Annotated in this window: 23 protein-coding genes; 2 read left to right on the forward strand and 21 right to left on the reverse strand. The window is 35.9% G+C overall.

The window, feature by feature from the left end:
• Positions 1–6: 6 nt before the first annotated feature.
• The 16 genes from comGB to BJK46_RS03485 all read right to left on the reverse strand — a co-directional run bounded on the left by comGB (position 7) and on the right by BJK46_RS03485 (position 14,286).
• Positions 7–1,074, reverse strand: a complete 1,068-nt coding sequence (gene comGB / locus BJK46_RS03410) for a competence type IV pilus assembly protein ComGB (protein ID WP_014613821.1) — start codon at positions 1,072–1,074, stop codon at positions 7–9.
• Positions 1,043–2,017 (reverse strand): competence type IV pilus ATPase ComGA, encoded by a 975-nt coding sequence (comGA, locus tag BJK46_RS03415; protein ID WP_014613820.1) that lies wholly within the window; start codon positions 2,015–2,017, stop codon positions 1,043–1,045. Before comGA ends, comGB begins: the two co-directional genes overlap by 32 nt.
• A gap of 160 nt (positions 2,018–2,177) precedes the next feature.
• Positions 2,178–2,807 (reverse strand): MBL fold metallo-hydrolase, encoded by a 630-nt coding sequence (locus tag BJK46_RS03420; protein WP_096535719.1) that lies wholly within the window; start codon positions 2,805–2,807, stop codon positions 2,178–2,180.
• Between the two features lie 12 nt (positions 2,808–2,819).
• Entirely contained in the window at positions 2,820–3,131 is a 312-nt protein-coding gene (locus BJK46_RS03425; RefSeq protein WP_014613818.1) for an MTH1187 family thiamine-binding protein, read from the reverse strand.
• Positions 3,132–4,118 (reverse strand): ROK family glucokinase, encoded by a 987-nt coding sequence (locus BJK46_RS03430; protein WP_065520488.1) that lies wholly within the window; start codon positions 4,116–4,118, stop codon positions 3,132–3,134.
• On the reverse strand, positions 4,115–4,318 hold the full coding sequence (locus BJK46_RS03435; protein ID WP_014613816.1) for a YqgQ family protein: 204 nt from the start codon (positions 4,316–4,318) through the stop codon (positions 4,115–4,117). The genes BJK46_RS03430 and BJK46_RS03435 overlap by 4 nt, the downstream gene beginning before the upstream one ends.
• 1 nt (position 4,319) lies before the next feature.
• Positions 4,320–5,759 (reverse strand): rhomboid family intramembrane serine protease, encoded by a 1,440-nt coding sequence (locus BJK46_RS03440; RefSeq protein WP_103263428.1) that lies wholly within the window; start codon positions 5,757–5,759, stop codon positions 4,320–4,322.
• A gap of 18 nt (positions 5,760–5,777) precedes the next feature.
• Positions 5,778–6,317 (reverse strand): 5-formyltetrahydrofolate cyclo-ligase, encoded by a 540-nt coding sequence (locus BJK46_RS03445; RefSeq protein ID WP_103263427.1) that lies wholly within the window; start codon positions 6,315–6,317, stop codon positions 5,778–5,780.
• A gap of 151 nt (positions 6,318–6,468) precedes the next feature.
• Positions 6,469–6,633 (reverse strand): 50S ribosomal protein L33, encoded by a 165-nt coding sequence (gene rpmG / locus BJK46_RS03450; RefSeq protein ID WP_256726578.1) that lies wholly within the window; start codon positions 6,631–6,633, stop codon positions 6,469–6,471.
• Between the two features lie 56 nt (positions 6,634–6,689).
• A complete protein-coding gene (gene phoU, locus BJK46_RS03455; RefSeq protein WP_014613812.1) occupies positions 6,690–7,340 on the reverse strand; it encodes a phosphate signaling complex protein PhoU in 651 nt (216 codons plus the stop codon).
• 1 nt (position 7,341) lies between these two features.
• Positions 7,342–8,184: a phosphate ABC transporter ATP-binding protein PstB gene (gene pstB / locus BJK46_RS03460; RefSeq protein WP_014613811.1), complete on the reverse strand. Its 843-nt coding sequence runs from the start codon at positions 8,182–8,184 to the stop codon at positions 7,342–7,344.
• Between the two features lie 17 nt (positions 8,185–8,201).
• On the reverse strand, positions 8,202–9,083 hold the full coding sequence (pstA, locus tag BJK46_RS03465; protein WP_172426176.1) for a phosphate ABC transporter permease PstA: 882 nt from the start codon (positions 9,081–9,083) through the stop codon (positions 8,202–8,204).
• Complete coding sequence (pstC, locus tag BJK46_RS03470) at positions 9,083–10,009, reverse strand: phosphate ABC transporter permease subunit PstC (RefSeq protein ID WP_037542861.1); 927 nt, start codon at positions 10,007–10,009, stop codon at positions 9,083–9,085. The genes pstA and pstC overlap by 1 nt, the downstream gene beginning before the upstream one ends.
• Before the next feature lie 117 nt (positions 10,010–10,126).
• On the reverse strand, positions 10,127–11,086 hold the full coding sequence (locus tag BJK46_RS03475) for a PstS family phosphate ABC transporter substrate-binding protein (RefSeq protein WP_014613808.1): 960 nt from the start codon (positions 11,084–11,086) through the stop codon (positions 10,127–10,129).
• 268 nt (positions 11,087–11,354) lie between these two features.
• Positions 11,355–13,394 carry a peptidoglycan D,D-transpeptidase FtsI family protein gene (locus tag BJK46_RS03480; RefSeq protein WP_063278771.1) on the reverse strand — a complete coding sequence of 680 codons (2,040 nt, stop codon included), beginning with the start codon at positions 13,392–13,394 and terminating at the stop codon, positions 11,355–11,357.
• A gap of 292 nt (positions 13,395–13,686) precedes the next feature.
• The gene (locus BJK46_RS03485; RefSeq protein ID WP_014613806.1) at positions 13,687–14,286 is read right to left on the reverse strand and encodes a superoxide dismutase; all 600 of its coding nucleotides are present in this window, start codon (positions 14,284–14,286) and stop codon (positions 13,687–13,689) included.
• A gap of 346 nt (positions 14,287–14,632) precedes the next feature.
• Here BJK46_RS03485 and ispG point away from each other — a divergent pair, with 346 nt between their 5' ends.
• A complete protein-coding gene (gene ispG / locus BJK46_RS03490; RefSeq protein WP_020219631.1) occupies positions 14,633–15,739 on the forward strand; it encodes a flavodoxin-dependent (E)-4-hydroxy-3-methylbut-2-enyl-diphosphate synthase in 1,107 nt (368 codons plus the stop codon).
• A 273-nt stretch (positions 15,740–16,012) separates the two neighbouring features.
• On the opposite strand, the gene BJK46_RS03495 is transcribed toward ispG, so the two are convergent.
• The 5 genes from BJK46_RS03495 to BJK46_RS03515 all read right to left on the reverse strand — a co-directional run bounded on the left by BJK46_RS03495 (position 16,013) and on the right by BJK46_RS03515 (position 20,475).
• The gene (locus BJK46_RS03495) at positions 16,013–16,420 is read right to left on the reverse strand and encodes a Fur family transcriptional regulator (protein ID WP_014613803.1); all 408 of its coding nucleotides are present in this window, start codon (positions 16,418–16,420) and stop codon (positions 16,013–16,015) included.
• Positions 16,383–17,270 (reverse strand): metal ABC transporter permease, encoded by an 888-nt coding sequence (locus tag BJK46_RS03500; RefSeq protein ID WP_014613802.1) that lies wholly within the window; start codon positions 17,268–17,270, stop codon positions 16,383–16,385. Before BJK46_RS03500 ends, BJK46_RS03495 begins: the two co-directional genes overlap by 38 nt.
• The gene (locus BJK46_RS03505; protein WP_020219767.1) at positions 17,267–18,037 is read right to left on the reverse strand and encodes a metal ABC transporter ATP-binding protein; all 771 of its coding nucleotides are present in this window, start codon (positions 18,035–18,037) and stop codon (positions 17,267–17,269) included. The genes BJK46_RS03500 and BJK46_RS03505 overlap by 4 nt, the downstream gene beginning before the upstream one ends.
• Before the next feature lie 184 nt (positions 18,038–18,221).
• Entirely contained in the window at positions 18,222–19,115 is an 894-nt protein-coding gene (locus BJK46_RS03510; RefSeq protein ID WP_020219766.1) for a deoxyribonuclease IV, read from the reverse strand.
• Positions 19,116–19,140: 25 nt separating this feature from the next.
• Positions 19,141–20,475 (reverse strand): DEAD/DEAH box helicase, encoded by a 1,335-nt coding sequence (locus BJK46_RS03515; protein ID WP_014613799.1) that lies wholly within the window; start codon positions 20,473–20,475, stop codon positions 19,141–19,143.
• A 180-nt stretch (positions 20,476–20,655) separates the two neighbouring features.
• Between BJK46_RS03515 and BJK46_RS03520 the strand changes: the two genes are divergently transcribed.
• Positions 20,656–21,624 carry a 4-hydroxy-3-methylbut-2-enyl diphosphate reductase gene (locus BJK46_RS03520; protein WP_015729241.1) on the forward strand — a complete coding sequence of 323 codons (969 nt, stop codon included), beginning with the start codon at positions 20,656–20,658 and terminating at the stop codon, positions 21,622–21,624.
• Positions 21,625–21,761 lie beyond the last annotated feature (137 nt).

A 21,761-nucleotide genomic window follows, 5' to 3' on the forward strand; every position in this document is an offset into this window, starting at 1 on the left:
TCGCTCCTATTCTTTAATAGCTTGCATCATTTCAAAAACAGGTAACATCATAATTAAATAGACAGATAGCACTAAAATACCAATAAATGCGAACATGATAGGTTGGATCCATTTGATGTGCTGGTGAATCATTGCTTCTATACGCTCCAACAAGAATGTGCTATAGACTTCTAACTCAATATCCAATTTATCTCGTTTTTCACCTTGTTTGATATAGCTTATAAATTGAGGTTCAAAACAGTCTAATTGAAGTAATATGTGAGAAAAAGATTCGCCTTGCTGAAGATGTTCTTTCAATGTGTGTCCGATATATTGTAAAAACAGGTTTGCCTTTTGGTTCAAATAAATCTTAACAATATCATTTAATGTAATACCATTTCTAAAAAATAATACAAATTGGTTCGTCATGTGGTAAGTTGTAAAAAGTTTATAATATCTTTTGAAAATAGGCAGGTGGGTTAGAAAATGAACTTGGCGTTTAATTGGGAGATGGTTCAAACGTAATTTGACAATATAATAAGTTGAAACAATCACGAGTAATATGATTAAGAAGATGGCTGGGAAGTTTTGAATGAACATCTTAACAATATATTGCAATGAGGATTGATTCAATTGCATCGTTTCATACATTTGGTCAAATTGTTGCATGACCGTGTGATTCAAAGTCACAATCAGCGCGAGAAAGATTAAAATGAGTACGATCGGATATTGGATAGTTTTAATCAGCTGTTTTTTAAGTTTGCGGTTTTTGGTATAAAACTGATGACACAATTTTAACGTTTCGGGTAGTGATCCATACCGTTCAGCAAAATAAAGCTGCATCAAAATGGTTTCAGGATAACCAAACATCCGAAAAATGTCATAGCAATTTGCACCTCCCTTTAATTTTTCGATGAGTTGATTTTCAAATGTAGGATGTCGTATATTGAGTTGTTCATATATAAATAACATCGCTTCAGCAAAAGTAAAACCATGTAATAATAATTGATAGAGGCGCTCCATAATGAGTAAGTGTTGCACATGAAGTTGTCTTAACGTGCGTTTAAATCGTATACTTTCGTAAAATCTTTTCATCTATAACCCCCTCTTTATTCAGAAGTTGAAGCTTATGAGAAAGGCTTGTGAAAGCAGTAGGTAGTTGGAAGTTATTATTCAAAAAGTAATGAATCTCCTGTTGATCCATCGTTTCATAGACGAGTTGTCGCTGGTCGTTTTTTGTTGTAATGAGTCTTTGATTGATGATGAGATTGATAGATTGAGATAAATCTTGGTGAGAGAGTCCCATTTCAATCAGTCTAAGGAGCACCCCTTGACAATCATTGGCGTGTATCGTCGACAATACTAAATGCCCACTTAAACTCGCTTGTATAACGTCCCTTGCAATATGACTGTCACGAATCTCACCAATTAAGATGACATCTGGATCACAACGAAGAATTGCTTTTAACGACGATCCATACGTAATATCAGCTTTTTCGTTAACGGAAATTTGCGTAATGCCGTTCACAAGCTGCTCGACCGGGTCTTCTATTGTGATAATATTCAGGTTTAACTTTTGTTTAGCATAGACGACCATTTGATACATTAACGTGCTCTTTCCTGCACCTGTAGGCCCGCTAAACAGAATTAAACCTTGCTTTTTCTCCATATTAGATTTGATGTCTAATACACTATGAGCTTTCGCATTTTGAAAATATTGGGGTGTAATACGAATAACACAACTTTCAGTACCTAAGTTTAAAGGTAACGTGGACACTCTTAAATAATATAACGCTTTATGTTCATAAATATAGCGCCCACTTTGCGCTTTGTGGCGTGTCGAAATATCTAATCCAGCTTGGTATTTCAACAAAGTTAACAATTTTTGATACGTTTCTAGATTTAATGTGTCATATAATACAAGTTGATCTTTCACTCTGAGTTTCACTTCGACTTGTGATTGTGATGGGATAAAATGAATGTCTGATGCCTCATTTTGAAGTGCAAATTGTATTACATGATCTAATAGTAGTTGCATAAAAATCACCTCTTGCATATATACACGTAAGAGGCGAGGAAATTACTTGTTACTCTATTAAAAAATCATTAAATTTTTGTGCTCGTTTAGTATGACTGCATTACACATCTAAAAAGAGCAGAAGAAAAGTTTTCATAGACATTTTCTCCTGCTCTTTGATTTAACCTTGACCGTCTAAAAACGGATTCATATATTCATCTTCAACTGTTGTAGAAGGCCCATGACCTGGATATAACGGTAATTGTTCGTCTAAACTAAATAATTTATCTTTAATAGAGTCGACTAATGTTTCATAGTTGCCTTGATATAAATCTGTACGTCCAATCCCATTATTAAATAACGTGTCGCCCACTACTGCAAATTCATCAAACACATAAGTCAAACTGCCTGGTGAATGTCCTGGTGTATGCAAAGTTTGAATGTTAAATTGACCAATTTGCTGTATTCCTTCATCAAGTGCGTGTGGTTCTGCTTGACTCGTAATAATAGGAAGGCCATAATCTTTAAATTTTGCAGAACCATTTTTTTGTGGATCCGTTAAAAACGAAAACTCTTCCGCATGCATATAAACAGGCACATCATATCGTGTTAGCACATCATCTAATGCAGCGATATGATCAAAATGAGCATGTGTTAACAAAATAGCAATCAGTTGTTTCCCAGACTGTTTAATTTTATTATCAATTTTATCAATTTCACCAGCTGGATCAATCAAAATCATCTCTGTATCATTTTCCACAAAATAAGTGTTTGTGCTAACAAATCCTAAAGTAAGATTAGAAATATTCATGTGACACCCTCATTATTTCAAATGTTTTTTGACAGAATCTAGTTTATCGTTCATTTTACGTTGTTTATCACGACGGTCGTCTATACGAATGTTTGTACATACACGATCGAGCCCTTTATTGAACGGTAACTCATGAATAGCTTGAATGACTTCAAATAAATCGGCTAGCTCTCCTTCAATTAATGTATTCATTGGTGTGAGTTGATAGTCGATTTTACCTTCTTGCTTAAATTCCTCTAGTTTCGTTTGAATTTCTGCAATATATTGGCTGACACTTGGTCCTTCTGTGCCAACAGGGATGACTACTACATCAACAATCGCCATTTAAATACGCTCCTTTTCAATGATATATGTCTTAATGAGTCCTGCAGCCCCCACAATACCTGCGTCATTACCTAACTCAGCACGTACAATTTCAGTGCCTTGTTGTGAAGGCGTGAATGCAAGATGGTAATATTCTGTTTTGATATTCTCAATTAAAATATCGCCTGCATCGGACATACCGCCACCTAAAATAATGTATTTAGGGTTAGTTGTGACACTGATAATGCTTGCAAGATATGCGACGTATTGTGCGACACGTTCTGTAATGAAAATGCAGAATTGGTCACCTGCTTTAGCTGCATCGAATACTGCTTTAGCTGTGACCTTGTGTTCTTTAATGAGCGGTAAAATTGAAGACTTGAAAGTGAGCTTCGGATAGTAGAAATAAACTAAATTCATGACACCTGTCGCAGAAGCTACTGTTTCAATACAGCCTGATTTACCACAATTACATTTGAAACGTTGATCGTGGTCGACACGGAAATGTCCAAGTTCAGCACCTGAGCCGTTATGACCGTGAACAATTTCACCATTAGCGATAATACCGCCACCTAAACCAGTCCCTAGCGTAATTGCAACGACATCATCCGCATCTTTACCGGCACCATTATGTTTTTCACCAAGAGCGGCCACATTTGCATCATTATCAACATACACCGGGAATGACACAAATTGTTGCATTATTTCTGAGACGTTAACGGGTTGTGGCCAATTCAAGTTAACAGCACCATTTACAACACCAGATTCAAATTTAACAGGGCCTGGTACACCAATACCCATACCCACTACTTCATTCATATCATAGTGGTTGCGTTGCATTTCATGCACAAACGCATCATAAATTTGTTTAAGTAATACTTCACCTGTTGGATCTGAGATATCCGTCTCTATAGACCATTTAGATAATTGTGTTAAAGATTTATCAAAAATACCTAATTTACATGTCGTGCCACCAATATCTGCAGCTAAAATTAATTGTTTGTTCATTCTTTATTCATCCTTCTTTGATTAATTAATAATTTAGATTGGACAAATTCGTCTCTAGTGATTAATTCATGGCGATATAATGTTTGAATTTCTTGTTCAATCATTTCTAGCATATCACCTTTGTTATCGAAATAAATAATAAAGCCAAATTTTTTTAATAGTTGGAGTACATCATAAAACGTATTCAATTGCGTTTGCATATTAATCATCCAGTTCTTTTTTCAAATTCTGATATTCTTGATTGTTTGGGCTTGCTTTAATGGCTTTCTGGATATAAGATTTGGCTTGTTTATCATCTCCTAATGAGCGATTCGCAATGGCCATATGAAAATTTAACGTTGGAGAGTTGGGGAAATATTTCAGACCCCGCTCCCATTCAGCCATTGCTTCAGCTTTAGAATCCTGTGTAGCAATAATAATACCTGATAAGTAATAAGTCACATCATCTGCATAGCCATTTTGATACGTTTGTTTAATCATATCTTTCGCTTCGGTATATTGCCCATCATGCATTTCACGTTGAATAATTTGATTATAAATATTTGTATCAGATGTCATAAAGATTTTAATACAAATCAGTGTTAGTATCACGATTGAAATACCGAGTAAAATATAAAAATAAAGACGGTTTTGGTTGAAAAAATAACCTGAATAAACGACGAGTACACCGCCAAGTAGCCCCCCTAAATGCGCAACGACATTCACGTTTTGAATCAGAAGTGTTAAGCTCGCCATGACCACAACAGCGATTACCATTTGCAAAATCACTTTTTGATCAAAGCGACGACTAATAATCATGAGCGCAATTAAAGCACCCATTAAACCGAAAATCGCACCACTTGCACCTAATGATAAACTCGTTGTGATTAAAGCAAGTGAAATCAGGTTGCCGATAATACCTGATAATATATACGTCCCTAACATTTTCAGAGGACCGATAAATGCTTCCACAAGTTTGCCAAAGATAAAGAGTGACAACATGTTTAATAATAAATGTTGAAATTCAATATGTAAAAACATTGATGTAATGAGTCGGTACCATTCCCCATGGACCACATTAAAGTGAGCCAATGCACCTAAATTTATAATTTCATAATCGGTTTGATGTGGTGTAAACCACGTAACAATCAACCAAATTAACACATTGATTGCAACAACTGCATATGTAATCGGTGTAAAACGATACATTGCTTTTTCAACGATGTTTTGGTTAAGGACACGCTTTTGGTACTCTTTTAATGATTTTGAATCTTTTTGACCTAATTTTCGTTTGATGATGGGATGCGTTGTGGTATTGCGAAGTGCTTTGACATTATGAATACTATGGAATTGCACTTGAAGTGGTTCATGTACGTTAAAGTTCACTGTGTTAAAAGATTTATCTGTTAACACATAAACATCATAGCGTTTAATATCATATCCTAAAAACTCGGCAATCTGTTTTTGATGTTCTACAATACGATCTTTATCGAAATCAAGTTCTTGCGTAGTGAACGTCCCCTGCTTAAAAATAACAACATGTTGCCTTTTTTTATGCGCAAGCCAAACTTCATTTTTATCTTTTTCGTAATGAACACAGTCATAGTTTAAATAACGCATCCAAAGAAAACTCGTTTGCCATAAATGTTTTTCTTCAAACATATGTTACCTCCAGTCTTTTTATGTCTTTGCAATAATAAGTTCTGACACAGGATAGTCATGAGGTTCAATGTCCACTATTTCATTGAGTTGTATATCATAAATGAGACTTAAATTGGTAGGCTCATATTGTGATAGATAGCGATCAAAATAACCGCCACCATAACCAATACGATAACCGTCTTGATTGAATACAACGCCAGGCACTATGACTAAATCTAAGTCGTTTTGCACCGGACTATCATCTTGAATATAGCGAATCCCCTTGTCGTCTGTCGCTAACTGCTCAAATGTTGTGAACTGTTGGAACACCATTACTTTTTTTTCATAATCTGTTGTAGGCACATAAACAGTTTTGCCTTCGTTGATCGCATGCCGAATAATGGCATCAGTCGTAACTTCATGTGACATTGACAATACTAGGCCGAGTTGTTTGGCCTGTTGATATTTAGGATGCTGAATGAGTTGTTCGAATAACCAACGATCTGCTGCTTTCTTTTGTTCAGTTTGAAGCATTTTCATTTTTCGTAATGTCGCTTGTCGCAATGCCTTCTTAGTCATTTCATTTTCACACTCCCTCATATCTCAACCTATTATATCGTGCATTGCGCGTTGTGTCATGGAAAGATCGTCTCAAATTTACGCACAGTGTTTTGAAATAAGAGTATAAAAAATGGCTAGAACGTAATGTCCTAGCCCAAGATTGAAACAATTATTTTGTTTCGCGGTGTAATGTTTGTTTGTTTTCACGTGCACAGAATTTTTTCATTTCAATACGTTCAGGATTAGTACGTTTGTTTTTAGTAGTGATGTAGTTACGATCTCCACAGTCTGTACATGCTAAAGTAACGTTTACGCGCATATTAACCCTCCTCATCTATCATTAAAATACGACCTTATTATCATACCATTTTAAATGAAAATTGGGAAGCGTTAATTCATATAAGATTCATAACGATCTCCGGTAATAAAATAATATAAATGTTCGGCAATATTGACAACGTGATCACCAATGCGTTCTAAATATCGTGCAACAAGATGCGCCTGCCCCGCAACAAACGGATCATTATCGATTAAGTAACTCGTATTAATAATTTGCTTATATAAATCATCAATGTCAATATCTCGTTCTATAATTTCTTTCACAAGATCTAAATCATCGTTTTTAGTCGCGTCATATAAATCTTGCAGCATCAACAACGCCAAGGTACCCATTGTTTCAAGCCGTGTCATAATATAGTGGTCAGTAATTTGTGCACGCGTTCTAATTTTAGCGATATTTGCAGCATTATCTCCTATACGTTCAAATTCAGATGCGATTTTAAGTGTTGCAATCATCATTCTTAAATCTTTCGCAATCGGTTGTTGGCGAGTAATCAGCATCACAACTTTTTCGTTAATATCATATTCCATTTGATTGATTTTTCTATCGCTTTTCACAATTTGTCGTGCATGTGTAATCTCTTCATCAGATAAGACTTTTATGGATTTTTGAAGCATACTGTACGTGTGCAAGCCTAAAGCACGTAAATCTTTTAATAAATCATTGAGTTGGTCTTCATAACGTTTTCTAATGACTGTCATATTAACCAAAACGTCCTGAAATATAATCTTCTGTTTGCTTATCAGAAGGGTTTGAAAAAATCTTATCCGTATCATCGTATTCATTCACGTAACCATTTAAGAAAAAGGCCGTTTTGTCAGATACACGTGCCGCTTGTTGCATATTGTGTGTGACAATAATGATGGAATAATCTTTCTTTAAATCTTGAATCAATTCTTCCACTTTTAACGTCGAAATAGGGTCAAGGGCTGATGTCGGTTCATCCATTAAAATGACATCCGGCTCAATTGCTAAACACCGTGCAATACATACACGCTGCTGTTGTCCACCAGAAAGGCTATATGCATTTTGGTTCAGACGGTCTTTTAATTCATCCCAAATCGCCGCTCCTTTAAGTGATTTTTCAACAATTTCATCTAATATTTTTTTATCTTTAATGCCGTGAATGCGCGGCCCGTAAGTAATGTTGTCATAAATGGATTTTGGAAATGGATTCGGCTGTTGAAAAACCATCCCAACTTGTGTCCGTAACTTTTCAACCGGATAACGTTTATCGAAAATATTTTGTTCTCGATAAAAGATTTTGCCTGACGTTTTTACAAAAGGTACAAGTTCTACCATGCGATTCAGTGCTTTCACATAAGTTGATTTACCAGAACCGGATGGCCCAATAATCGCAGTGACATTCTTTTCGTAAATGTCTAAGTTAATATTTTTTAAAGAATGTTGTTCTCCATACCATAAATCTAAGTTTTGAGTAGAATATACGATAGGATGATTTTGTTCTGATTGAAGTTGTGTATGAATTTGTTGCTTTTGATGAACCATTTTAGTTTCTCTTTCTAATGTTTGAATTTCGGTCATGACTAACCCTCATTTCATTAATACTTGTTAGAATATTTGTTCCGAATAATGACTGCAATTGTATTTAAAATAAGTAGAATGGCGAGTAATACAATAATAGCAGCTGATGATAACGCTTGGAAATCAATACCTGGTTTACGTGCCCAATCATATATTTGTAAAGGTAAGGTTTGGAATGAATCTAAAATACTGTTTGGCGTGCGTAATAGAATCGTTGGAATGCCAATCGCAACTAATGGTGCTGTTTCTCCAATAGCCCGTGAAATGGCTAAAATAACACCAGTAATAATGCCGGGAATCGCTGCGGGTAACACGACTTGTTGTATCGTTTGCCACTTATTCGCACCTAACCCATAAGATGCTTCTTTTACTGATTGCGGTACAGAGCGAATGGCTTCTTGGCTAGCGACAATAATGACAGGTAAAATAAGTAATGCGAGCGTTAATGCAGCGGCTATAACCGAATTCCCTAATTGTAGTAACGCCACAAAAATTGTTGCGCCCAATAAACCATAAACGATTGAAGGAACCGAAGCTAAGTTTGAAATATTAACACGAATAAATTTAGTAAATGCATTGTCTTTTGCATATTCTTCTAAATAAATGGCACTACCTACTCCTAAAATGAGCGCAATCGGAATTAAGGTCATCATGAGCCATAATGTTCCGATTAAAGCCCCTTTCACCCCAGCTGAACTTGCTGATGATGAAGAAAAGTTTGTAAAAAAGTCAGTGCTCATGACTGGTAGCCCTTTTCTTAAAATATCAATAATAAGAATGGCTAAAACGATGAGTCCTAATAATGTACACATAAAGAAAATGGTTTTAAATACTTTGTTTTTAGTCAAACGGCCAGAGAGTTGCGCTTCGACATTTTTTTGATCTACTAAATTCATCATTAATACTCCTCTCTGAAACGTTTCGTCATCCATTGTGAAATAAAGTTCATCACTAATGTGAACATAAATAATGTGAACCCAACTGCATAAATACTGTAATAAAGGTCAGAGCCATTTGTTGCATCCCCTTGTGAAACTTGAACAATGTAGGCTGTCATCGTTTGAATTGAATGTGAGAATGACAAATCAAATGATGGACTTGAACCTGCTGCGAGTGACACAATCATCGTTTCACCAATAGCCCGTGAAATAGCCAATACAATAGAAGCCATAATGCCAGATGTTGCTGCAGGGATGACCACTTTGAATACCATTTCTAGCTTCGTGGAACCGAGGCCAAGTGCACCTTCACGAATTTTTTGAGGGACTGAAGACATGGCATCTTCACTCATACTTGCAATCATTGGGATGATCATGACGCCTACAACCAAACCTGGACTAATGGCGTTAAAACTGCCGATACTTGGAAAAATCGTTCTGAGTACAGGCGTCACTAACGTAAGTGCAAAAAAGCCGTAAACAATTGTTGGAATACCCGCCAAAACTTCCAAAATCGGTTTAATGATTTTACGCGTTTTTTTAGATGCGTATTCGCTCAAATAAATTGCGGCACCTAAACCAACAGGTACTGCAAAAATTGTTGCGATTAAAGTGATTTTTAAAGTACCTATGATTAATGCCCAAATGCCGTATCGAGGCGTGGCACTAAAAGGATTCCAATCTGTTTCAAGTAAAAAATGGGATAACGGCACACGTGTGAAAAAAGTGATTGTTTCCGTGAGCAACGTGATCACAATCCCAACTGTTGTCAAAATGGATATCGTAGCAATGATAGCTAAAATTATCGGCATGATTTTAGCACTGAGAGATGCGCCTGTATGACTCTTTTTTTGAATGAGTGCTCTAATATTATTTTGTGATTTCATCTTACTGACTCCTTTTCTAAAAAGGGTTGAAGCATTATCTTATAGTGACAATACTCAACCCTGAACAAGACTGTTTACAATTCAATTGTTTAATCAGTATAGTTAGCACGTGAGATTTTATTTACTTTCACCCGTAATCTTTTCTAATTTTTTAAGTTGCGCATCATAATCTTTTTCAGGTAATGCTACATAATCGACACCTTTTGCTTCAGCTGCTTTACCTTTATTCTCTAATGTAAACTTCATAAATTCAGCAAAAACGTCATTGCTTTTTAGTTTTTTATTGTTCGCATAAATGAATAATGGTCTACTTAATGGATATGAACCATCTTGAATTGATTTTTGATTTGGCCCAATCGCTTTACCGTCATCGCCTTTTACTTTAACCGCTTTTAAGCTATTCTCATTTTCTTTATAGAAGTTATATGCGAAGAAACCGATACCTTCTTTGTTATCTTGAACAGATTTTACAATGACATCCGTATTTTGATTTTTTTCAGCTTGAATATCCACGTCATCCATCACTTCTTCAGTAAAGAAGTCATATGTACCATGGGATTGGTCTGGAGAGAATGCTTTAATCGGTTTGTCAGGATAATCACTATCAACATCTGACCATTTTTTAGCTTCTCCAGAATAAATCTTTTTCAGATCTTCTAGTGATATTTCTTTAAGAAAGTCGTTATCTTTGTTGACTGCAATCGTTAAACCATCTCGAGCTACTTTAAATTCTGTATAATCAATCCCTTTATCCTCCAATTGTTCTTTTTCTTCATCTTTAATGGGACGTGATGCATTTGAGAAGTCAGTTTTACCTGCAATGAATTGTTTGAAACCGTCGCCTGTTCCTGAAGTCACATTTTCTACCGTTGCTTTATCGTGACTTGAAGAAAAGTCCTCATTCAATTTTTCAATGATTGGGGCTACTGTTGACGAACCGTTCCCTTTAACTGTTCCTTCAACGTTAGAACTTTTCGTATCACCTTGATCACTACTTTGTTGAGATGCACCACCACATGCACCTAAAACTAATGAGACACCAATCAGTGTACCGCCCAGTGTTTGCCATCTTTTCATTGAAACATCCTCCTAGAATTAACTTTCGATTTGCTTACGATTTAAGGATACAAATGTTTTATTAATTAGGAATGAATGAAGTGTAAAGTTTGCGTTAATTTATTGTTCGATATATTTTAATGTATTGAATTCAGTTTCGTGGAAGATGATTGTTTTGGACGGAGTGTCATGTAGAAGTTGAAGTATTTTCAAAGCCAGTAAAAAACAGGGCTAGAATGCTTTGGAGGTTCTAGCCCTGTCTAACACTTTTCAGTTATGAATGTGTGACTTATTTATCAAAATAATAATTAATAACATCGCGTCCTAAATCCCCACCGTTGAGCCAAGGTTCTGGCACAGGTTGGTTCGTATAGACGATAGAGAACGCTAGTTGAGGGTCATCTACTGGTGCGTAACCGATATATGTTGAATTAACACGTGGTTCCCCATCTTGGAATACTTCGGCTGTTCCAGTTTTACCAGCTGCACGCACTTTTGTTTTATTAAAGCTCGCATAACCGGTACCTTGTGGCTTATTAAATGCCATGTCGAAACCTTTTTGGACTTCTTTAATTTCATCCGGTGTGTTATTAACACGGTTAAGGACGTGGCCATTAATTTTATGTTTAACTGGTCCCAATTCGTCATCACTTGTCGCTTTATGAATTTCTTTACCGATATGTGGTTGAATACGGTAACCGTTATTAGCGATTGTCGATACATATTGCGATAGTTGTAGCGGTGAATAAGTGTCATATTGGCCAATTGCTAAATCTAGATAATTACCAGGATTGTCTTTTAAACGTTCAATTTGACCACTCACTTCATTAGGTAAGTCGATCCCTGTTTTGACACCGAGGCCAACTTGGTTTAATCCTTTGCGCAATTTTTGACCCGGTGCCGTCACATCTGTTGGTAATGACATATGCGGTTGATATTCGAGTCCTGCTAATTTCAAGGCCGTTTTAAACATGTATACGTTAGAAGAATGCATGAGCGCTTCTTTATCATCAATCAGTTTTTGGCCGTTTTTATTGAAATATGAACGTTTGGTTAATCCACCTTTAAATGTCAAAGGTTCGTCCACCATTTTATCGCCAACGTGAATGACATCATTTTGGTAACCTGCAAGTAATGTCGCTCCTTTGACTGAAGAACCCACTGCATATTGAGAAGTAAATGTCCCGATGTCATAGTCGGTTAAGGTGCCGTCTTTTGCAATTTTTTTACCGACCATCGCTAAAATATCACCATTATTAGGATCTTGAACGACCATCATTGCGGAATCCATATCTTGAGCGCCTTCAGACCGCAATTTCTTAATTTGTGATTCTAAATATGATTCAGCTTTTTGTTGAAGCTTAATATCTATCGTGAGCACTAAATCGTCCCCACGTGAACCTTCATTTACAACTTCCGAATCAATAATTGCGCCAGATTTATCTGTTGTATAGCGCATCTCTTTCTTTTTACCGCGCAGCACATTTTCATATTGTAATTCAAGGTAACTTTTACCTACACGATCATTACGTGAATAGCCTTTTGAAAGATAATCGTCTGTCAGTTCTTTCGGTAAACCTTCTTCAGGTGTCGAAACACTTCCTAAAATGCCTCGAAGTGTATTGCCGTACGGATACTTTCTATCCCAGTCCATTTCTGTATTAATGCCTGGTAAATCCGCTAACTTTTGAGAGACTGATGCATACTCTTCATCAGTGACCTTATCTTTTTTAATTGTTCTCGGACTTAATGTAGACCCTTGCATCATTTCTCGATAAATTGCTAATACTTGCAAGTCCTTTTTAGAAAGACTGTCGAGTTGTTGTTCGGAAATTTTTGTAAGCAACTGCTGGTCATAGTCTTCTTGAGAAATATCGCCATTTTCATACAGTTGTTGCTCTTTTTTCATTAGATCTTTCGCTTTATCAGGATGTTTTAGAATCCAAAAGTCCTTTTTATCACGTTCGGTAATTTTAGAAGTATCCATTTTAATTAATTTTGAAAGCTTCTTCGCTGTGTTCAGTATTTCTTGTTGATTGGTATTTTTACCGCGTGTATATGTAATGGATTTTTTTGATGCATTGTCTACTATCACATTGCCATTTCTATCAAGAATACGTCCCCTTGGCACAGATTCATTCACAGTCACATTCTCACTTTCACGAATCATTTGATTATACTGTGAGCCTTGAGCGATTTGTAAATAACCTAATCTTAATACAATCGCGACAAACGCAAAAATGATGATCGCAAATATAAAGTTTATCCGTTGGTTCATATGATGACGCATTTTCTCGTCATTTGTTTTTTCTTTTAATCGTTTTAACAATACAACCGACCTCTATTCACATCGTTCTCTTTAAAATGATATATGAAATACATCGTTTTTGCTAATATTTTGTGATGGATCAAACAAAAAATTCACCGTATGTTTTTAAATCCAATGGCGTTCAATCGTGTGAATGATGTGGCTATTTTTCTCTACTAGTTATATATTCAACACAACAGACATGACGAGGGATATTTAGATCAGTGAGCGTTTAAACCAAAAAGAGACTAAGCAATATCACATTGCCTAGCCTCAAACACTAATTTTACATTTGAATTGTAAAAGCTAAATATTATTTTGCAGCTTTGTATAATTCGTCAACTTTTTCCCAGTTTACAACGTTCCAGAATGTGCTAATGTAGTCTGGACGTTTGTTTTGGAATTTAAGGTAGTACGCATGTTCCCATACGTCTAACGCTAAGATTGGTGTTAAACCATCAGTTAACGGACTATCTTGGTTTGCAGTTGTAACGATTTCTAATTTACCGTTGTTAACAACAAGCCAAGCCCAACCTGAACCGAAACGGCCAGCTGCTTTGTCTGCAAATTCGCTTTTGAATTCGTCTAAAGAACCCCATTGTTCTTTAATTTTATCTACAACTTCACCTTTTTCTTCTGAGTTAGGTGCTAAGATTTGCCAGTAAATAGAGTGATTTAAGTGACCGCCACCATTATTACGAACTGCTGTACGTAAGTTTTCAGGTACGCTGTCTAAGTTTGCGATTAAATCTTCTAATGATTTATTTTCAAATTCAGTACCTTCAACAGCAGCATTTAATTTTGTTACATAAGTGTTATGATGCTTGCTATGATGGATTTCCATAGTTTCTTTATCAATGTGTGGTTCTAATGCATCATATGAATAAGGTAATTTTGGTAGTTCAAAAGCCATAATTAATCATCCTCCTAAATTTGATTCCATATTTATTGTATCAACTTTGTACCTTTAATCAATCAATTTGCTTAAAGGAAGTTGGTGCGTCATCATATTAAGACTTACATTATATATTATAGCTCATTTCTTGGATTTTTAAACATACACATTGAAAATACTCCAAAAGACTGATGTGTTATCATATCGATGAAAATAATGACGATATCGTGAAATTTTTGCGTCGTTTTAAACATATTATTTTGAATAAACACACACGCATATTGTATAATATGTAATAACGTTGATTAATGGTCTCTGAGAAGTACATTTTCAAGTTAAAATTATTTATAAAGGAGTTCCTAACATGGCTGAAATAACACATCGTAAAAATACGCGACCAGTTAAAGTTGGTGATCTAACTATTGGTGGTGCAGATGAAGTTGTTATCCAAAGTATGACAACGACAAAAACTCACGATGTTGAGGCAACAGTAGCTGAAATTAAGCGATTAGAAGAAGCAGGTTGTCAAATTGTACGTGTTGCTTGTCCTAATGAGGAAGACGCACATGCAATTAAAGATATAAAAGCACAAATTAATATTCCACTCGTCGTTGATATTCACTTTAATTATAAACTCGCCTTAATTGCGATTGAAAACGGTGCGGATAAAATTCGTATCAATCCAGGTAATATCGGTAGACGTGAAAAAGTAGAAGCTGTAGTAGAGGCATGTAAAGCAAAAGGTATTCCGATTCGTATTGGTGTGAATGCAGGCTCACTAGAAAAGCATATCCTAAAAAAATACGGATACCCTACTGCAGATGGTATGGTAGAGAGTGCTTTACATCATATTAAAATTTTAGAAGAACTTGACTTCCATGACATTATCGTCTCAATGAAAGCGAGTGACGTTAACTTAGCTATTGAAGCCTATACAAAAGCAGCAAAAGCTTTTGAATATCCATTACATCTCGGCATTACAGAAAGTGGTACGTTGTTTAATGGTACAGTAAAATCTTCAGCAGGTTTAGGTGCGATTTTATCTTTAGGTATCGGTAACACAATGCGAATTTCTTTATCAGCAGACCCTGTTGAAGAAGTCAAAGTGGCTAAATCATTATTAAAATCATTCGGTCTTGCAAGTAACGCAGCGACATTGATTGCATGCCCAACATGTGGACGTATTGAAATTGACTTAATTTCAATTGCGAATGAAGTTGAAGAATACATCGAAAAACTACAAATTCCATTAAAAGTTGCGGTATTGGGCTGTGCTGTTAATGGTCCAGGTGAAGCACGTGAAGCAGACATCGGTATTGCCGGTGCTCGCGGTGAAGGATTACTTTTCATGAAAGGTAAAACTGTGCGTAAAGTTCCTGAAGAAACAATGGTTGATGAATTGAAGATGGAGATTGATAAATTGGCTGCTGAATGGGAAGAAAACAAGAAACAAGAAGCGGCTCAAAATTAAAAATTCCAATTCCCACATAAAATATATGAAAGACAATTTAGCTTCCTACTTTTGTGGGGAGCTTTTATATTTGATTGATTTGCAATTGACTGAACTGGCCTCACGTTTCCTAAAGGCTGCCCCCTCTTACAAATACACGATTTGATTTTACTGTTACAATTGTAGCAGGCGCGTCGTGGATGTATTAAATTTTTGAACAACAGTTGTGTATGTCCTTGTACTAAAATTAAAAAAGCACTCAATGTTTCTTCATGCTACATTGAGTGCTTTTTATTATTTACATTTTTCGCACATACCGTATACTTCTAATTTGTGCATTTCAATCTCTACATTAGGCAATGATGCTTTAATTTCTGTCATTGGACAAAAATCAATGACTTTCGTATCACCACAAACAGTACAAATAAAATGATGATGGTGATGTGACGTACATGCCGCACGGAATTTCATTTCTCCATCCAACTCAGTTCCCTCAATGATCCCCAAAATTTTAAATAGATGGAGATTACGATAGATCGTATCAAATGAAATTCCTGGATAATGGTTGTTCATTTGTTGTTGCACTGTTTTTGCATTAATATATTTATCTTCTTTGATAAACATTTCAATCATATCTCGACGTTTATCTGTATATTTATGCCCATTATTTTTCAATATACGAATGGCTTCTTCCATTTTCATTACGCTTCACTCCTTTTAGCTTCCCAGTAACAAAGGACTGATAGAAAAGTGTTAAACCTAACATGATGACTAAAATAACTACGATGATTCCACCAGGTGAGATATTTAAATAAAACGCTGTAACTAGCCCTACAATAACTGAAAACTCTCCGATAATGATACTTATTAATATAAATTGTTTAAACCCTTTTGTCCAACGCATTGCAATAGCAACAGGTAAAGTAATGAGTGCACTCACTAACAGAACACCAATGACACGCATCGATGCAGAAATAACAAGTGCGACAATAACAATAAACAAAAATTGTATCCATTTCGGAATGCCAATCACTTGGCTATATTCTGTATCGAAAGACAGGATGAACAACTCTTTATAAAACAACATAATGAACGCTAACACTAAAACAGAGATGGTTACAATAGTAATTAAATCACTAATGGATACCGCACTGATTGAACCGAACAATAAACCGACAAGTTCTTGGTTAAACCCTTTAGCCAACGAAATAAAAATAGCACTTAAACCAATACCTGTACTCATAATAATCGGTATCGCAATTTCTTGATAATTTTTATATGAAGTTCTCAAATATTCAATGAGCAGTGCACCAATTATCGCAAATAGAATCCCTGTCCAAATTGGATTAACGAATGCAAATAGCGGAGAAAGTGTAATTAAAAACATCCCGAATGAAATACCGCCTAACGTGACGTGACTCAATGCATCGGCAATCAATGAGAGACGCCTCACCACGATAAATGTCCCGATGAGTGGTGCAATCAAGCCAATGAGTATCCCACTAATAAATGAGTATCTGATAAATTCAAAATTTAATATTGCATCAATCATACACAACAATCCCTATCATGTTTATGGTCTACAAATTTAATGGGGTGACCATAGATTTTTGATATTTCTACTTCATCTAATGATTTAAATTCACTGACTGCGCCATGGAAGTGAAGATGCTTATTTAAACAAGCCACATCAGTAGCTGTATCGGCAACGACACCGATATCATGTGTCACGAGAATAATCGTCACACCTTCTTGTTTGAGATGATTTAATGTTTCATAAAACTCACCTACATGTTTGGCATCGATCCCATTCGTCGGTTCATCTAAAACGAGTACAGCAGGATCAGACACTAATGCACGTGCGATTAATACGCGTTGTTGTTGACCACCAGAAAGCTGTGCGATATTTTTATGTTTTAATGTTGAGATATTCAGCCTTTCTAATACTTGGTCCACTTTGTGATCGTCTTCTTTACTAAACCATTTAAACAGCTTTTTCCTACGTGTAAGACCGCTCAATACAACCTCTTTCACGGTTGCTGGAAAACCTGCAGTAACGGACGATGCTTTTTGAGACACATAACTAATTTTATCAGTCGTTAATTTCTTATTGTAAGATTCACCATCAATATAAATCTCACCTTTTTGAATGGGTAAAATGCCTAATATTAATTTAAGGAGCGTTGATTTACCTGCCCCATTCGGACCGACAATAGCTAAAAACTGGCCATGATGAATACAAATATTAATATTTTCTAGCACTTTTTTATGTTCGTAAAAGAAATCTATATTTTTGAGTTCGAATACAGGTTGTGACATTTTTTCACCTCAATTTCTAACTATAACGCGCCTATACGGAAATGTAAATAGTAACGTTTACGATAAGACTTTATCATTATACCACAATTTGAATGGGTTTAAAGTGAGAAAACAAGTGTAGCTGATGTTGTGAAAATAAAAACAACCATACCCCTTTTGAGGTACAGCTGTTTTAAAAATTTGATTATGCTTGTGATAAAATTTTGTTTTTCATATTTGGATCAAACGTTTCATTTTTGAATGCTTCAATTTCATAACGATACGGTGGCTTTTTATTTTTCTTGTCTTCACCCACATATGGTGTTTCTAGAATTTTAGGGATATTTTCAAATTGTTCATGATGTACCACGTAATTTAATGCATCAAATCCGATATGTCCAAAACCGATATTTTCATGACGGTCTTTATGTGCTGATATCGGATTTTTACTATCGTTAACGTGGACAACTTTAATACGGTCGACACCAATAATACGGTCGAATTCATTTAAAACACCATCAAAATCATTGATGACATCATAGCCCGCGTCGTGAATATGACACGTATCGAGACAAACAGATAAGCGTTCATTATGGGTTACACCATCAATGATTTGTGCGATTTCTTCAAAAGTTCTACCGATTTCTGAGCCTTTACCTGCCATCGTTTCTAATGCGATTCTGACATCGTTTTGATTCGTTAAAACTTCATTTAACCCTTCGATAATACGCTTAATGCCCACATCAGCTCCAGCGCCGACATGTGCACCTGGATGTAACACAATATCTTTTGCACCAAGCGCTTCAGTACGTTCAATTTCATTTTGTAAAAAGTTAACACCTAATTCAAACACTTCTGGCTTTTGCGTATTCGCGATATTAATAATATAAGGCGCATGCACGACAATATTTGAAAGATTGTAACGTTCCATCACTTTATGACCTGCTTCGATATTCAGCTCTTCTATCGCTTTACGACGTGTGTTTTGAGGTGCACCTGTATAAATCATAAACGTTGAAGCGCCATATCGATGTGCTTCTTCTGCTGATGCTTCTAACATTTTTTTACCACTCATAGACACATGTGATCCGATTAACATATTTATCCTATCCTTTTTTAATGAACTATTTTTTTCGAGATTGACGCTTTTTCATACGACTAAATTGACGTTTTTCTTGGCGTTTCAGTTGTTCGAGTTCTTGTTTGTACTTCTTCTTATAGCCTGGTTTTACTTTCTTTTTCGTATTGCGCTTTACTTTATGCTTTACTTTTTGAGTAATATGGTCATCCTGTTTTTGACGCAATTGTCGTGTATTGTGCGCTTTGATTGGCTTAAATTCGCCATCTTTAATATCGACATTTTCAAAGAGATAGCCTTTGTTTTCGATAGCCGCGATTAAACCATCTTCTTCAGGTGTATAAAGTGTTATCGCCACACCTTTATAATTCCCTCTGCCTGTACGACCAACACGGTGCGTAAAGAAATCAATATCTTTAGGAACGTCAAAGTTTATGACATGACTGACTCCTTCAATATCAATACCACGAGAAGCAAGATCACTCGCAATCACATATTGAAATTCAAGGTTACGAATGCGTTTCATTTGTTGTTTACGTTCACGAGGCGTTAAGCCACCATGAATCATACCCACTTGAATGCCTTGATGTTGAAGTTCATTGGCAAGTTGATTGGCACTATCTCTACTGTTACAGAAGATAATCGCTAAGTATGGATTCAACATTTCAAACAATGCAACTGCTTTTTCGATTTTTTGAGACCCTTTAGTTGGGATGAGATAAAATTCGATACTCTTTTTGTTTTTCGTCTCGCTTTTCACTTCGACAAATTCAGGGTGTTCTAAATATTTGTTTAAAAATGGATGTAGTGACTTGGGAATGGTAGCACTAAACACAGCCATTTTTGCGTCATCATCAAGTTTTGCAGCGATTTGATCGACTTCCTCAATTAAACCTAAGTCAATCATTAAATCCGCCTCGTCAATGACTAAATAATGTGCAAGATGAACGTGGAGTGCACCAATTTTAGCCAAATCGTTAATACGTGTCGGTGTCCCAATAATTAATTGGGGTTGTACTGTCGTTTTTTGCTTGTCTTTTTCAAAATCCGTTCCACCGATAAACAGACTCACTTTAATCCCTGTTTTATATTCACTTAATTGTGTAGCTGCTTGATATAATTGTGTGGCAAGTTCACGTGTTGGTGCTACAATGATAGATTGTGGCTCGTGAATTTCTGGGTCGATTTGTTGGAATAATGGTAAAAGAAATGCATGTGATTTACCTGTCCCTGTTTGTGATTGACCAATAAGATTGACTTGCTTCATAATTTTAGGGATAACACGTTGTTGTATTTCTGTCGGTTGTTTAAAATTTAATGCCGTTATTGCTTCAATTAAAGTTGAATCAAAACGAAATTGGTCAAATGGATGCTTTGCCATGGTTTGGCCTCCTTAAAGATTCGTCTCTATATTATAAATGAATTTATGGTTAATGAAAACATACAAGTAAATGTTTTTGGTTTTTAATGTCCTTGACTTTACAAATCGCTAGTTGTGTATTAATTTTAAAACTGCTGTGTAATTGGTATAATGAGTTATTAAAGGAGGTTCGCTTACAGAATGGAAATCATTAAAATTACCCCACGTGGTTATTGTTACGGCGTGGTCGATGCGATGGTGATTGCACGTAATGCATCACTTGATCCAAACTTACCACGTCCGATATATATATTAGGAATGATTGTGCACAACAAGCACGTGACAGATGCCTTTGAATCAGACGGAATTATTACATTAGACGGACCGAATCGTTTAGAAATATTAGATCAGATTAATGAAGGAACAGTTATCTTCACTGCACATGGTGTATCACCTGAAGTTAAAAGACGTGCTAAAGATAAAGGACTGACATGTATTGACGCGACATGTCCAGATGTTGAAAATACCCATCAACTCATTCGTGATAAAAAAGCGCAGGGCTATCATGTCGTCTATATTGGTAAAAAAGGACATCCTGAGCCAGAGGGAGCTGTTGGTGTCGCACCTGATATCGTTTATCTCGTGGAAACGAAAGAAGACGTGGAAGCGTTGCCTGATACACTGAACGACTACCCTTTAATCGTGACAAATCAAACAACCATGTCGCAATGGGATGTCTCACATTTAATGGATGATTTACAAGAACGATTCCCTCATGTCGAGCAGCATAAAGAGATTTGCCAAGCGACACAAGTACGTCAAGAAGCAGTTGCAGATCAAGCAGGTGCTGCAGATTTACTCATCGTTGTAGGCGATCCAAAAAGTAATAATTCAAATCGTCTCGCGCAAGTGTCAAAAGATATTGCACATACAAATTCTTACCGTATTGCAGACTTATCACAGCTTGATTTGCGTTGGTTAAAAGACGTAGAAACTGTAGCGGTGACGGCGGGGGCTTCTACGCCTACCCCAATTGTTAAAGAAGTAATTAATTTCTTAAAAGATTATGATCCAATGAAATCTGAAACACATGTCACTGCCTCTAACGTGCCGGTTGAAAAAATCTTACCTAAAATTAAAAAAGCTAAGCCGGTTAAAATTATGGAATAAATCACGTTTAATTGAGTAAAGGAGCATTATAAAAAGCCTGGGATGTTGCATCTCAGGCTTTTTACTGTTTAAACTTTTTGAATGTAAGTTTTCTGGTAAGCGTTTGAACATATCATTGCTTTTAGTCAATCATGCCG

The sequence above is a fragment of the Staphylococcus pseudintermedius genome (genome assembly GCF_001792775.2).
Classification (GTDB): domain Bacteria; phylum Bacillota; class Bacilli; order Staphylococcales; family Staphylococcaceae; genus Staphylococcus; species Staphylococcus pseudintermedius.